The following is a 14,006-nucleotide window of genomic DNA, read 5'->3' on the forward strand; positions in this document are numbered from 1 at the left end:
TGATGATATACGCGGTGGGGCAAATTCGAACGCTACTATTTCGCCAGCAGGCTGTCTACCTGCCCACTCTATGCATCCCGACCGGCTTCTGGCTCTCAGGAAGGGCAGCTATGCTCGATATCTGCCATCCGCTAGAAGCATCTAGGAGGCGTTGGCGCATGGGGGCAGAATCCTCTAGCACTTTCCCTAATCTCGCCAGTTTTTCGTAGTCCGCGCCGATAGACAGACTGAGGATAATCTTAGAGATAACGCACCGTATCCTGAAGAATAATAGCCATGAAATTCAGACCTTTATGTTCTGATACGACTCCTGTCTCCGCACCAGTCAAATCAAGGCTTGCAGCGATGCGGGCCTTTTTTGTTTTAAAGCGGGCTAGCATGGGGCTATCACTTTTGAAGTCTCTGTGTGGCACAGGTCCTGTCAAAGCTGATCACCTCACGCCTTGCATTCACTCAGCAAACCTGCTGGGAACACTGCAGTTTCTGCCCCTTTTGCCGCTGTGTCTTTCTCATCGGACTCACAATTGTGCCTCGAGAGTAGCTCTGCTGCTTTGGAGGCTACTTTCGATTTGTGGCAAAAAGGCAGCTTCTAGCCTAATGCCAGTCAGTTATGAACCGCCCCGGGTATCGCGGAGGCTGTTTTGTTTGAGTCAGGCTGCAATTGGGCTTGTTGTCTGACTCTGTTCGTATAGTGCCTCAAACTCAGCCGGCGGCCTATTTCCAATCGGCTCCAGCAGGCGCTGATGGTTGAACCAAGCCACCCATTCCAAGCTTTCAACACTTTTCCATGGCCCTCGTTTGTGAATCAGCTCGGTCTTGTAAAGGCCATTGATGGTTTCTGCCATTGCGTTGTCGTAGCTGTCACCGGTATTGCCAACTGACGGCTCAATACCCGCTTCTCCCAGCCGTTCGCTGTAACGAATCGACAGATATTGCGAGCCTCTGTCGCTGTGGTGAACCAGTCGATGAGGCTCAGGCCGACGGGCGTGAAGGGCTTGTTCTAGTGCATCCAGAACAAACTCTGTACGCATGTGTCGGCTGACACGCCAGCCAACGATGAACCGTGAATAGACATCCACGATGAACGCGACATAGGCAAACCCCTGCCAGGTTGAAACGAACGTGAAGTCGGCGACCCAGAGCTGATTGGGGCGTTCAGCAGTGAACTGACGCTTTACCAGATCCCTGGGATTGGCATGGTCAGGATCCGCTTGTGTGGTTTTCACCGTTTTGCCCCAGGTCACGCCGCAAAGCCCCCTCTCACGCATCAACCGCTCCACTGTGCAGCGCGCTACTGCCTGATGTTCGCGATGCATCTGCCGCCAGATTTTCCTGGCCCCATAGACCTCGTAGTTTTCCTGCCAGACACGATGAATCTGTACGGCAAGTGCCTCGTCACGAATCGCTCGGGCAGAGCGCCGTGAGCGATCACGTAACCGTACAGCATGCCGCCGGTAAGCCGATGGAGACACTTGCAACACGCGGCACAGTGGCTCGACTCCAAAGCGCTGTCGATGCTCGTCGATCAGACGCCAGATCACTTCAAACGACGGTCGAGCTCCGCCTGGGCGAAAAAAGCGCTGGCGACCTTGAGGATCTCATTGGCTCGCTTGAGCTCACGAACCTCGCGCTCCAGCTCTTTGATCCGGGGATCAGCCGGGGCACTAGACGTTGCGGGGGAAGAGGCCTTGCGGATCCAGTTGCTCAAGGTCTGGGCTGTACATCCGATCTTGCTGGACACAGCCTCGATGGCTGCCCACTGAGAATCGTACGACTCGCGGACTTCGTAGACCATCCGCACAGCACGCTCACGGACTTCGGGGGAAAATTTAGGTGGTTTTGGCATAGTGGCTCCAGTTTCTCAAAAGGTGGAGCCTCCGCGATACCCGGGGCGGTTCACTATGCCTGCATCGAGTTGCGTGGGGCCTTGATCAAAGGGCATGACCTGAAGGGACCTCTGCTGGGATTTCATGGTTAGCTCTCTGAAGCGCATGCTGCCCGGTCGCTAAGGTGGGGGCAGACTTTGTTGCAGTTGTATAACAGGCCTTCAAGCACAAACGCCTGATCATGTGTTGCGGTAGGTCAATAAAGTAATGATTTTTTACCCGTCTATTAAAAATTAAACCGTGGAGAAGTACTTGTGATAATAATAAAATTCGTACATGAGAGAGGCGGTAATGAATACGAAGATCTAAATGTCAGCGCTAAAGGATAATAATTGTTGTTTCGTGCCTTGGCGAATTTAAACTGATGAAGTGCCTTGCCTCTCAATCGTACTCTAGCTGTTCAGGAGAGTTTCATGTGGTTTAGAGAGATACGGATTGGCCTTCGTTCAATAATTGCCTTTTCAACTCTCGGATTGCTGTTGGTTGCCTTGGGCGTTATTGCTCTTTATCAGATGAAACAGATGGATGTCCGAAGCGATGAGGTCAGGGCTCTGGCCCACCGTACCCAGCAATCGACCCAGGAAATCGAGTAGATGATCGCCGCCATAGACCAGGGCATCAGCCAAGCCGTAACGTCAATACGCGCCAGTTGTAAGCGGGGCGATTTCACTCTGAAGGTGGCTCGAGCTGCGGGTGCGGCAAGCCAGGAGCTGTCAAGGTTGGCGATTGACCTGAATGGTGTGGTGCAGCGCTTCCAGTTGTAAGTGGGAACGGGACTGTCACCCATGAGCCGGTAACGGTCCCGGACTTGAGAGGGGACACCAGGGGCGTCGGCATACCGGCTGCTCCTTTGCAAAGGAAGGCTATGGGATCAATGCGAACTGTCGTTCCATGGACGACAGCTTGCTCAGTCGTTTCCTTTGTTAGTGGAATTTTCGATGCCAGCGTGGCCCAAGCCAACCTTCAAACTCCGCACTCTCATACTCTTGTTTGCGTTGTTTTCTGCAGTTGTAACTCTTGCAAACAGTTTCTGGGTGACCTACAGCGTTCAGCGCGAGGCGCTTGTTCAGGATGCGTTAGAGGACAATGCGTCCTATGCCCGTAGAATCTCCGTCGGTGTAGAGCAACTGCTGGGCGCAGATATGTCCCGTCTGGCATACGGCGCTGGTCGAGTAGCCACCCGTTCAAACGACAGGGCGGCATGGACTGATGAGGTCCAGCGCCTTCTCGCTCAGGATGACAATTTCAACTCGGTGCTGATGGCCAGCGCTAGCGGCAATGTGATGGTTGCCGAGCCCGCTCGGATGCATCTAGAGGGCAAGCCTTTGCGTGATCGGGAGCCTCTCAAGCGACGTAGCGCCATGATCAGCGATGCGTTCAAGTCCATCGCCGGCAACCTGGTCATCTTTCTTTCCAGCCCCATCGAAAGCGTTGATGGCGAATATCTGGGGCTGATGGGCGGGACTGTACGCCTGGATCAAAATAACGCGCTACGCGATCTGATCGACCAGCATGTAAGGCATGACGGGGCATTCGTCTACTTGGTGGACCGTTCCGGCAGAATTCTTTATCACCCCGATCCGCAGCTTGTCGGTACGTTGGCCGATGATGTGATTACAGGTGCTGCCTTGAAGGGGGAAGGAAGCCTGCAGGATCATGGCATGCTGGCAGGCTTTGCCAGTGTACCCACCGCGCAATGGGCGGTCGTCTCGCTGCAGCCGCTGGCGTCTATCGATGCCAACCTTCGGACGTTGGCGTGGAAAGTTGTCTTGGGCATGGTCCCGCTTGGGGCGCTTGGCATCGTGGTGGTCCTGTGTGCGGGTAGTTACCTGTCCAGTCCGCTGGCGCGACTGGCGAGGTGCGCCGGGCAGTTGGACAATGCGGAAAGCTACGAGCAAATTCGCGCCGTGCCGGTACGGTTTATTGAAGAGTGGCGTATTCGACGTGCTCTGTTGCAAAGTGCAGCGCTGTTGCGTGAAAAAATTCTGCATCTGAACAGGCAAGCCCAAAGCGACGCATTGACTGGTCTGCCCAACCGACGGGCGATGGTCGATGCCATTTCTGAATGGCAGCGCTCTGGAACGTCATTCGCGGTCGTCTCCGTAGACATCGATCACTTCAAGCGTGTCAACGATACCTATGGCCACGCAACTGGCGATGACACGCTGAAGGTGCTCGCAGCCTTGCTGCGGCGTAGCGCCAGGCCGAACGATTTGCCCTGCAGGGTTGGTGGGGAAGAGTTCATGCTGTTGTTGCCTGGAGTATCCGTGGCCAACGCGACGGAGGTCGCTGAGCGTTTGCGGCGTACGTTGGAAACTACACATATCGATATTGTTGGGCAGATAACTCTATCGGCCGGTGTCGCTGACTGGCACCCGGGCGGCGATTCGATCTCGAGTGTGTTCGAAGAGGTTGATCGGCGCTTATACCAAGCGAAAAAGTCCGGGCGCAATCGAGTCGTCGCAGCCGCCGGCTGACGCAATGCGGCCCCGACAACGCGTGCGAGCGATTGCTTGATGGCAATTCCTTAACTGCATTGTACGCTCGGAAATCTTAAGAAAAGCCTATTGCCCATAGCGCGGCGCTGGCGTCATATTTAATTGGAGACTTATCGCGCTTTCTTACTTTTATTTCGTCATACGATTGTCTGGATGTCCGGTAGAAATAAACCATGGCTTTCATCGTTGTCTGATGAAAGTGGTTTTCATTCTATGGGGGTGTAAAGAATTATATTTTAAGTCGAATGTAGTTCTTTCTACCCATGCAGAAAATGAGTTATAACAGTAGTGGCCTTGTGACATTATGCAGGTGGGGGGGAGATGAACGGAGCATCCACTCGAACAGGACTTAGGCAGTGGATGTGGCGCGCCTTTGTGGGCAGTGCCTTGATTCCGCTGATCCTCGTCGAGACAGTGCTGGTGGGTTGCTATCTTCTGAGCAACCAGGCCATACGTGATGCACAATTGGCCTATCTGGGACGCAGCGCCAATGACAGCCTGGGGTCCAGTGCGGAGCAAAACGCGCTCATAATCGAGAACCAGCTCCAGCATATTGGCGATACCACCGCACTGCTTGCCCGGATGACTCAAGAGTCATTGCAACGCCCGGTCACTGCGGCTGATGAGCCTCTGGCGCTATCGGCGCAGGGCGCACGCTACAGCCCGGAAGACCGGGGAGGAGCGGCATCGTTCTATTCCTCGGTAACGCCAGTGCAGCAGCAGGACTTAGCCAAGGTCGCACGTTTATCCACACTCGATCCGCTGTTCAAGGAGATAAAGCTCCATGACAGAACCATAGCCAGCCTCTACTTCAATAGCTGGGATAGCTATAACCGCATCTATCCGTGGTTCCGTACCGACCAGCAGTATCCCCCGGACATGCGAATTCCCGAGTTCAATTTCTACTATCTTGCCGATGCCGCGCATAATCCGGACAGAGATGTACGCTGGACCGACGTGTACCTGGATCCTGCGGGGCATGGCTGGATGATGTCGGCGATCGCCCCGGTCTACAACGACGATTTCCTGGAGGGGGTGGCGGGCATCGACGTGACCGTCAACGAGCTTCTGACCCAAATTGACAAACTCAAGCTGCCTTGGAGCGGCTATCTGTTATTGGTTTCCGCCGACTCAACGATCATGGCAATGCCCGAGCAAGCCGAACACGATTTCGATCTGCGTGAGCTGACCCAAGATGGCCACTTGCAGAAACTGAGCAGTGAGCTGTTCAAGCCCGAAGATTTCAATCTGAAGTCGCGCGGCGACACCCGTGAACTTGCCGCGCGTTTGCTGGAAAGTCCCCAGGGGACGCTGGAAGTGTCGCTGAAGGGACGGGCGCACTTGATTGCCTGGAACACCATCGCTAGTACGGGGTGGCGACTGCTGGCCGTGGTTGACAAGGAACAGGTCATGGCGGCGACCAATGCCCTGGCTTCCCACTACCGCAACATCGGTTACCTGATGATCATTGGTCTTCTCGGGTTCTATCTGGTGTTCTTCAGTATCCTGTGGATGCGCTCGCGCCATCTGAGCGAGCGGCTTCGTCAGCCCATCTCAGGCATAGGCCGAATGCTGGGGGAAATCGGTCGAGGACAATGGCAGCCAGTACGTACCCACTCGTCCATTCGCGAACTGGACGACATGGCGGGCAGTGTCTTGACCATGGGTGGGCAGTTGGCTACCAGCGAACAACAAAGGCAAATGGCCCAGCGACGCTTGATGTCGCTGATCGATAACCCAACTTCCGGTATGTGGGAATACCATCTTGAAGATGATGGCATCACGTTTCGCGGTGGCTTGTGCAAACGCCTTGGCTTGCCTGTCGCGGGAATGTCCCGTGAAGGTTTCCTGGCGCGCCTATCGGCAGAGAGTGCAATTCAATTTGTCGATGCTCTGGATAGCCTGCGAGCTGGCCGAGCGCCGCGCATAGAGGTCGAGCTCAGGCTGCTGCGGGAAGATGGCAGTTGGCTCTGGCTGCTCTGCCAAGGCCGTACGCTGGACGATTCAATTGAGGGTACGCGCATAGCGCTAGGGACCCTGGTCGATATCGACACGCTCAAGAGCACCGAGGAAGACCTTCGCGACCGTACCTTGCAGGCACAGGCGGCTAGCCGAGCCAAGTCACGTTTCATATCCAGCATGAGCCACGAGTTGCGCACACCGCTGAACGCCATTCATGGTTTTGCTCAGTTGATGAGCATGCAAGCCAACGACTCACAGAGCCGTGATTCTCTTCAGGAGATTCTGGGAGCGAGCCAGCATCTTGGAAACTTGGTGGATGACCTGCTCGACTGGTCCAGCCTCCAGGCAGAAACCCAGAAGCTGACGCTGGTTGCCGTTCCTCTGCTTGGCCTGCTGGAGGAATGTGCAGAAATGATCGGCCCGCAAGCCCAGAGTGCGGGGCTGCACCTTGAATTGATCAAGCCTCCACCAGGCCTGGACGTCTGGGCGGAGCCGAGACGGCTGCGACAGGTACTGCTCAACTTGCTGTCCAACGCCATCAAGTACAACCGTCCACAAGGCAAGTTACTCATCGGGGCGGAGCAAAAACCAGATGGAGTTTGCATCTATGTCGAAGACGGTGGGATGGGAATAGAACCGTCCCTGCAAGGCGAGTTGTTCGAGCCGTTTCAGCGTCTGGGAAAAGAAAACACCGCCATTCAAGGCACAGGGATCGGCCTGGCCCTCTGTAGGGAACTGGCGTCACTCATGGAGGGCAAGATGGGGTTATACAGCGTGCCAGGAGAGGGAAGCCGGTTCTGGATAGAGCTGGCCAGGGGCGCAGAACGTGCGATGAATCCAGTGCGCGCACTCCCCCGTCCTCGATTGTTCTACTCCGGTTCGGATCCTGGAGCGATGGATACCTTCCGATTGCTGCATGCTGACCATATCGAGTTTCAGGAGGGCCCACTCGCTCACTGTCTGGCCGATGTTCGTGAGAAAGGCGCACCGGCGATTCTGCTGGTTGACTGCGACGAAGAGGATGCCTCGCGAATCAACACTCTTCGGCAGATCAGGCGGTGCGCTCAGGGACAAGATATGTCCCTGATACTCATTGGCAGCACCCCGCGCAGCCTAGCCATGCTGGGTATCGAGTTCCAAGGGGTTTTGGGTAAGCCGCTGGATAGTGATGAGCTGGCAGAGCTCATTGGCGTCCTGCTTGAACAGGAGCATAGCGATGTTCACTGATATTCCTTCCGATGTCCGCATCGTTCTCATCGATGACGTGGCAGCGAACTTGCGCCTGCTTTCATCGAGCCTGAAAGCATTTGGCTTATCCAATGTCAGTAGCTTCAATGATTCGGCAGCAGGGCTGCAGTGGCTGAATAGCAATCCTTGGGACCTGTTGCTGCTCGATCTCGACATGCCGGCGCCGGACGGTTTCCAGATATTGGAAAAGCTCGCAGGACGTGATCGCTCCAGGCAGCCAGTCATAATTCTAACCGCACTGACTGACGCTACGAGCCGACGCAGGGGGCTGGAGCTGGGCGCCAACGACTATCTGACCAAACCTCTGGATTTGCCCGAATTGGTATTACGAGTACGTAATTGCCTGCGCTTGGCTCAAACGACCCAGAAGCTTCAACAACTGAATCTGGATCTTGAGGTCCAGGTCCTGCAGCGCACGATGCAATTGCACGCGAGCTACCAAGCAGCGATACGCGCATTGGGAAGGGCCGCAAGCTATCGAGACAATGAAACGGGTGAGCATATTTATCGGATAGGAGAAATTTCGGCGCTACTGGCACAGGGCGCGGGCATGCCTGAAAACTGGTGTCAGCAATTGCGCAAGGCTTCGCCCATGCACGATCTGGGGAAGATCGGCATACCGGATCACATTTTGCTCAAAGAGGGTGTGCTGACCACCGAAGAGCGGCAGGTGATCATGGAGCATCCCACTATCGGGTACAACATTCTGCATGATGACCCGGTGGACGAACTGACGGGAATGGCAGCCCAGATTGCCTATTGTCACCACGAAAAATGGGACGGCAGCGGCTATCCGCGAGGGCTTGCAGGTGAAGCGATCCCCTTGGAGGCGCGCATCGTGGCGCTGTGCGATGTCTACGACGCCCTGCGTATGCCACGGCCTTACAAGCCGAGTTGGTCAGCGGAGCGTGCCCAAGCATATATAGTCGAGCAGTCGGGGAAGCATTTTGATCCGACACTGGTCCAGGTGATGTGTAGCCTCTTTTCGCAGATCGAGCTCTTTTTCAAGGGTAGCCAGCAGGTTGCTGGTGAGGAAAAGACTCAGTGCCAGATGCAGTGAGTTGGTCGCATCGGGAAAGGTTGGGGCTCGGGGTCCGCATGCATGACATCAACCCTTCGGCGAAGACTGGCGGCGGGCGCTGCCTCTGCTGGCATAGCAAATCGATAACTGTCCCGCCCTGTGGGAATCATGATTCAGAGATGGCCCCGTGGAACGACGGGTTCGCATCCTTCGGGAAGGAACCCCGTAAAACCCGCCCTCCGGCGGGTTTTTTCGTTATGGTGTTCCATCAGATTCCGACAGTTGCCAGCCGGTTGAGGGGTGATGCCTGGAGTAAGATTACCCACTGCTTACAACTGGAAGCGCTGCACCACACCATTCAGATCGACCGCCAGTCTGGACAGCTCCTGGCTTGCGGCGCTGGTCTGGTCGGCACCGGCTGAGCTTTGCTGAGACAGGTCGCGGATATTCAGCAGGTTGCGGTCGACCTCACGAGCGACGTTGGCCTGTTCTTCCGAAGCGCTGGCGATCACCAGGTTGCGTTCGTTGATGGAAGAGATCGACTGAGCGATTTCCTCCAGTGCTACGCCAGCGGCACGGGCGACCTCAAGGGTGAACTCGACCCGCTCGCAACTGGTGCGCATTGATGCCACGGCTTGGCTGGTACCTTGGTCGATGGCCGCGATCATCTGCTCGATTTCCTGGGTCGATTGCTGGGTTCGATGCGCCAGCGCCCGAACCTCGTCCGCCACCACGGCAAATCCGCGCCCCTGTTCACCGGCACGAGCGGCCTCGATGGCGGCATTGAGTGCCAGCAGGTTGGTCTGCTCGGCGATCGCACGGATGACGGACAGTACCTGGCTAATGTCGCGCACGTGGTTGGCCAGTTGCTCGACACTGCCGGAGGTCTGCGCAACATCCTCGGCCAGACGGACGATGGAACTGACCGTTTGCCCGACCTGCTCGCGACCGTTGCGTGAAGTCTGGTCGGCCTGGCTTGAAGCTTCCGAGGTGCTGACTGCATTGCGCGCCACCTCTTCCACTGCGCTGGTCATTTCATTGACGGCGGTGGCGGCCTGTTCGATTTCGGCGTTCTGCTGATGCAGCCCGCGCGTCGAGTCTTCGGTTACCGAGTGCAATTCCTCGGAAGCAGAGGCCAACTGGCTGGCGGAGTCGGCGATATGCTGGATAGTGCTACGCAGGCTGGTCTGCATTTCCTGCAAGGCATTGAGCAATTGCGCCGGCTCGTCCTTGCCTTTGATCTCGAAGCGCCGACTCAGGTCGCCAGAGGCGACGATCCGGGCTTGCTCTACCGCTTGTGCCAATGGAATAACCAGGCTGCGGGTGAAGACCATCGCTAATGCGATGGTCAGCAACACGGCCACCACCATCAGGGTAGCGACCAGTTTCACCGAGATGCCGAAGGTCGCGTCGCTGGCAGTCGAAGCCATCTGGGCACCCTCGCTATTGATGCGGGTCAGTTGACCCAGCGCGCTGGCAATATCCTCGGCATACTGGCCCAGCTTTTCACCCACGACATGCCTGACGCCAGCCAGATCCCCGGACTGGCTCAACGAGATCGTCAGCCTGGACTGCTCCATGTACAGGGCTTTGGCGGCCTTGTAGGTATCGTACTGGCTGCGCTCCTCCTTTGAAGAAATCAATGGCTCGTAGCGGCGCTCCGCGGCGTCCAGGTCAACCTGGGCCTTCTCCAGGCTGCGCAGCGTGCTTTCACGCGCGGCCCCTTCCACCAGGGCAAAGCGCAAGGTCAATGCGCGAACCCGCGAACTGGCCACGCTCATGTCGTTGACTGCCACGATAGACGGAACCCAATTGCCATTGACTTCTTCGCTTCGGGCATCCATCTCCTTCATCTGATAAAGGGCGATGATGCCCAGGACTAGCAACAGCAGCCCTAGAGATGAAAAAGCAAATGTTGAACGCAGGCCAATCCGTATTTGTCTGAACCACATGATGAATTCCCGAGTATCTGAAGCACGGTTAGAGGCAAGGCATGTCGTTAGTTGGCGAGCAAATTAAGTCGTCACCTAAACGGTAATTGTTATTTTTCCGAAATGGCATGTTCGACTGGTTGTTGTTGATACTCGCGTCCTCGCATTTAAATTTTATGAGCTTCATATAACGCGCTCCACGAATTTATTTTTATTCACGAAGAAATAATCGACGTTTGATTGATCTGGAGCAGCCCGCCAGAAAGCGAAGGTGATCAGTTGCCTCGACCCGTTACGCAGTTGCTCCCTCCGTCCTCAACGGCCGGGCAACATGCGCTTCAGAGTGTTGTCCTTGAGCCAGTAGTGGTGCACCAGCCCCGCAACAGCATGCAGACCGATCAGCCAGTAACCAGCACTGCCCAACCATTCGTGCCAGTCCTTGAGCTGTCGGGCCAGGGTGGGATCGAGGGCGATCGGCGATGGCAGCGAGACGTCCCAGTACGGCAGCGGTTTGCCTGCCGCAGCCAGCATCAGCCAGGCCAGCAATGGCGTGGCGATCATCAGTGCGTAAAGCGCCAGATGCATGAGACTCGCCAAGGTGTTTTGCCACGCCGGAGGATACGGACGGATCGGAGGACGGGGACTCAGGCGTCCCAGCAGACGAACCCAGACCAGCGTGAATACCGCCAGTCCCAGCAAGCCATGGAAACCCAGCAGCGGGCCTTTCAAGGCATGGCCCTTGGGCAGCATTCCCCGCAGCTCGACGCAGGCATAGAGACCGATGAACAGGAGCACCATGCTCCAATGCATGATGATGGACAGGCGACCATATCGATCGATGTTGGAATCGCGCTTCATACACGTGGTCTCTTGGAGTGGGAATCGGTGATGCCAAGGTGCCATCTGAAGCTTAAGGAAGTCTGAAGTGCGGGAGGACTGACCCTTGGAAATGAAAAAGGCCCGCATTGATCGATGCAGGCCTTTTTGTTTTTCAGGGATATGTCACGGAACTCGATGATTCACAGCCACCGAAACCTGTTTGTGCAATTCCGGGTTCGCCGTCACTCCGAACAGGCTTCAGCTTGTCAGTCCTGGCCGCGCAAGCTCAGATGTAGCAGGGGAAATGGCCGTCCCTCTCCATCCAGCGGCGAACGACCGGTTTGCACGAACCCGTAATGCAGGTAAAACCCCACCGCCTTGGGATTCTGTTCATTTACATCGACACTCAGCTCACCCTTTGAACGGCGGGCATGATCAAGTAGCGCTCGGCCGATGCCCTGGCCGCGCAGATCAGGCTCGATGAAGAGCATTTCCACATGTTTTTCATTCAGCCCGATAAAACCCAACGGACGCTCCTGCTCGTCTACCGCAACCCATAACTCAACAGCGGGCAGGTAGACATCGCGAAGCTGTGGAAGCAGTGCGTCTATATCGGAAGGTTGCAGAAAGTGGTGGGTGGCGCGAACAGAACGCAGCCAGAGGTCGAGCAGGAGCGGGTGGTCGGCGTTGGTCGCCTGACGAATGATCATTGCAGTCATCCTTAGAACACTTGATTGGAAATCAGGCCCGCTGGAGAACAGCGGACATCAGTGTCGGCAACCTTGAATGACCGCTTCGCGAATTAACGCCTGGGCGGTGCACAGCGCAGGTGGCCGGAAAGGAGGGAGGCGGGACGATACTAAGCAGGGCAGCAAGGTGTCAATAAAAATTGACGGACGCGAGCGGCACGTCTCTCGATGGCTTTCCAGACTCATTCTTTCCGGTTGCTTGCGGGGAGTGTCAGATCCCTCAAGGCAAGCCGCAAGCATCGCAATACCGACACTCACCGCGAAGCCACCAACCACGCCCCACCCACCAACAAGACCACCCCCACCACGGAAGACGCCGCAACCCCACCCGCCCTCACCGCATCCACCCCCAGCCCCACCACCAGCTGACTGGCAATCAACACCGAAATCGTCACCGCCGCCCCCAGCCGTTGATACCCGCAGATACTGGCAAACACGAAAAACGACCCCAGCACCCCCGGCAGCACGCTCCAGTAGCGCAGCGCCCCGAGCATCTCGCCAATCCCGGCCAGCCCCGAGCGCCCAAGCAGCAAGCCGAGCAGGATGACGAACCCCACCGCCGAGTTGACCAGCAAGGTGATCAGCACCGTCGAGACCGTGCTGGTGATCTGCACCATCAGCAGGTTCTGGATGACCAGCGCAGCACCGGCCGCCATCAGCAGCGCAACGATCCAGCCCATGACCTACTCCGGCACGACGCGCTGATCCAGCTTGAGCTGGAGAAATACCAGGTCCAGCCAGTTGCCGAACTTGGCCCCCACTTCCCGCAAGTGCCCGACATTCTCGAAGCCGAGCTTTTCATGCAGGCCGATGGAGCCCTGGTTGCCGGCCTCGATGCCGGCGACCATGACATGCTTGCCAATCGCCCTGGCCCGTTCGATCAGGGCGCGCATCAGCCGTTCACCCAGGCCTTTGCCCCGCTGGTCACCACGCACATAGACCGAATGTTCGACGGTATGCCGGTAGCCATCCCACGCCCGCCAGTCGCTGAAGGAGGCGTAACCCAGCACGTCCTCCGCGTCATCGACCACCACCAGCACGGGATAACCCGCTCGTTGTCTATCAGCCAGCCAGGCCAGGCGGTTGGCCGTGTCCACCAGGGTTTCGTTCCAGATCGCCGTGGAGTGGGCGACCGCGTCGTTATAGATAAGGGTAATGCCGGGAATGTCGCCGGGGAGGGCGTCGCGGATGATCATGGCAAGCTCCGGTTGTCACTATGATGGATGGATAATCCATCATAGTGGACTGCTGGCGCAAGCTCGCAACATCGCGAAAAAAGTCAGCGGCTTTTCAGTAGGGCAATCGCATAGACACAGTCAGCGTCACTGTCATTGCGAAACTCGCAATCCACCGGCGGCCCCAGTTCCAGGCAGTCGCCGGACTGCATGGCGTGTCGTACGTCTCCCTCGATGAACACCAGCTGCCCCTGCAGTACCCAGACCAACTGGCGCTGGAAGGCATAGGCGGAGGCGGGCATGGGCACGTGCTTGCCGGCGGGGAGGGTGATTTGCAGCAGATCCACGGGCAGGTCGGACTGCGGCGAGACATGCCGGCGCAGATAGCCGGTTTCCGGGTCCACCCAAACGCTTTGGTCCGAGGCGCGGAGCAGGCGGCCCTGTCGGGTTTCCGCGCGGGCGATCAGGCTGGAAATGCTCAGCCCGAAGGCCCCGGAGAGCTTGCCCAAGAGGTTGGCGGTGGGGCTGCTTTCGCCGCGCTCGACCTTGTGGATCATGGCGCGGGAAACCGAGGCGCGCTGCGACAGCTCGGTAAGGGACCAGCCGCGGCTTTCCCGCTCGGTGCGGATGCGTGCGCCAATGCGGGCGTCGAGATCGTTATCGGTAGTCATGCCGTCACTATAGTGGACGCCCGGCGCGAGGCTCAAGCCCGGGTTC

The 14,006-nt window shown here is 57.1% G+C and carries 10 protein-coding genes, 1 pseudogene and 1 other annotated feature; of the genes and pseudogenes, 4 read left to right on the forward strand and 7 right to left on the reverse strand.

Annotated features, from left to right (window positions below):
- Window positions 1-650: 650 nt before the first annotated feature.
- A protein-coding gene (locus AC5QPF_RS05105; protein WP_494962281.1) for an IS3 family transposase occupies window positions 651-1,846 on the reverse strand; the annotation gives its coding sequence in 2 pieces (ribosomal slippage) (window positions 651-1,579 and window positions 1,579-1,846; 1,197 coding nt in all).
- Window positions 1,464-1,580 (reverse strand) — a sequence feature (AL1L pseudoknot). It overlaps the preceding gene by 117 nt.
- Before the next feature lie 567 nt (window positions 1,847-2,413).
- Between AC5QPF_RS05105 and AC5QPF_RS05110 the strand changes: the two are divergent.
- The 4 genes and pseudogenes from AC5QPF_RS05110 to AC5QPF_RS05125 all read left to right on the forward strand — a co-directional run.
- Window positions 2,414-2,650: pseudogene (locus tag AC5QPF_RS05110) on the forward strand (methyl-accepting chemotaxis protein); the annotation flags it as partial.
- Between the two features lie 174 nt (window positions 2,651-2,824).
- Entirely contained in the window at window positions 2,825-4,363 is a 1,539-nt protein-coding gene (locus tag AC5QPF_RS05115) for a diguanylate cyclase (RefSeq protein ID WP_494962282.1), read from the forward strand.
- A 342-nt stretch (window positions 4,364-4,705) separates the two neighbouring features.
- Window positions 4,706-7,573 (forward strand): ATP-binding protein, encoded by a 2,868-nt coding sequence (locus AC5QPF_RS05120; protein WP_494962283.1) that lies wholly within the window; start codon window positions 4,706-4,708, stop codon window positions 7,571-7,573.
- Window positions 7,563-8,654 (forward strand): HD domain-containing phosphohydrolase, encoded by a 1,092-nt coding sequence (locus tag AC5QPF_RS05125; protein ID WP_494962284.1) that lies wholly within the window; start codon window positions 7,563-7,565, stop codon window positions 8,652-8,654. The genes AC5QPF_RS05120 and AC5QPF_RS05125 overlap by 11 nt, the downstream gene beginning before the upstream one ends.
- A gap of 290 nt (window positions 8,655-8,944) precedes the next feature.
- Here AC5QPF_RS05125 and AC5QPF_RS05130 read toward each other — a convergent pair whose 3' ends face one another.
- The 6 genes from AC5QPF_RS05130 to AC5QPF_RS05155 form a co-directional block, all read right to left on the reverse strand.
- A complete protein-coding gene (locus tag AC5QPF_RS05130) occupies window positions 8,945-10,567 on the reverse strand; it encodes a methyl-accepting chemotaxis protein (RefSeq protein WP_494962285.1) in 1,623 nt (540 codons plus the stop codon).
- A 294-nt stretch (window positions 10,568-10,861) separates the two neighbouring features.
- Window positions 10,862-11,404, reverse strand: coding sequence for a cytochrome b/b6 domain-containing protein (locus tag AC5QPF_RS05135; RefSeq protein WP_494962286.1), 543 nt, complete (start codon window positions 11,402-11,404; stop codon window positions 10,862-10,864).
- A 227-nt stretch (window positions 11,405-11,631) separates the two neighbouring features.
- Window positions 11,632-12,075: an acetyltransferase gene (locus AC5QPF_RS05140; RefSeq protein ID WP_494962287.1), complete on the reverse strand. Its 444-nt coding sequence runs from the start codon at window positions 12,073-12,075 to the stop codon at window positions 11,632-11,634.
- A gap of 293 nt (window positions 12,076-12,368) precedes the next feature.
- Window positions 12,369-12,794, reverse strand: coding sequence for a DMT family transporter (locus AC5QPF_RS05145; protein ID WP_494962288.1), 426 nt, complete (start codon window positions 12,792-12,794; stop codon window positions 12,369-12,371).
- A gap of 3 nt (window positions 12,795-12,797) precedes the next feature.
- Window positions 12,798-13,310 carry a GNAT family N-acetyltransferase gene (locus AC5QPF_RS05150; RefSeq protein WP_494962289.1) on the reverse strand — a complete coding sequence of 171 codons (513 nt, stop codon included), beginning with the start codon at window positions 13,308-13,310 and terminating at the stop codon, window positions 12,798-12,800.
- An 83-nt stretch (window positions 13,311-13,393) separates the two neighbouring features.
- Complete coding sequence (locus AC5QPF_RS05155; RefSeq protein ID WP_494962290.1) at window positions 13,394-13,960, reverse strand: helix-turn-helix domain-containing protein; 567 nt, start codon at window positions 13,958-13,960, stop codon at window positions 13,394-13,396.
- Between the last annotated feature and the right edge of the window lie 46 nt (window positions 13,961-14,006).

Source organism: Pseudomonas sp. Con_6, from assembly GCF_059379395.1.

Excerpts from the sequence above, each read along its gene's own strand:
- AC5QPF_RS05115 (WP_494962282.1), top strand. The coding sequence starts at position 2,825 with ATGCCAGCGTGGCCCAAGCCAACCTTCAAACTCCGCACTCTCATACTC.
- AC5QPF_RS05120 (WP_494962283.1), top strand. The coding sequence starts at position 4,706 with ATGAACGGAGCATCCACTCGAACAGGACTTAGGCAGTGGATGTGGCGC.
- AC5QPF_RS05125 (WP_494962284.1), top strand. The coding sequence starts at position 7,563 with ATGTTCACTGATATTCCTTCCGATGTCCGCATCGTTCTCATCGATGAC.
- AC5QPF_RS05130 (WP_494962285.1), bottom strand. The coding sequence starts at position 10,567 with ATGTGGTTCAGACAAATACGGATTGGCCTGCGTTCAACATTTGCTTTT.
- AC5QPF_RS05135 (WP_494962286.1), bottom strand. The coding sequence starts at position 11,404 with ATGAAGCGCGATTCCAACATCGATCGATATGGTCGCCTGTCCATCATC.
- AC5QPF_RS05140 (WP_494962287.1), bottom strand. The coding sequence starts at position 12,075 with ATGATCATTCGTCAGGCGACCAACGCCGACCACCCGCTCCTGCTCGAC.
- AC5QPF_RS05145 (WP_494962288.1), bottom strand. The coding sequence starts at position 12,794 with ATGGGCTGGATCGTTGCGCTGCTGATGGCGGCCGGTGCTGCGCTGGTC.
- AC5QPF_RS05150 (WP_494962289.1), bottom strand. The coding sequence starts at position 13,310 with ATGATCATCCGCGACGCCCTCCCCGGCGACATTCCCGGCATTACCCTT.
- AC5QPF_RS05155 (WP_494962290.1), bottom strand. The coding sequence starts at position 13,960 with ATGACTACCGATAACGATCTCGACGCCCGCATTGGCGCACGCATCCGC.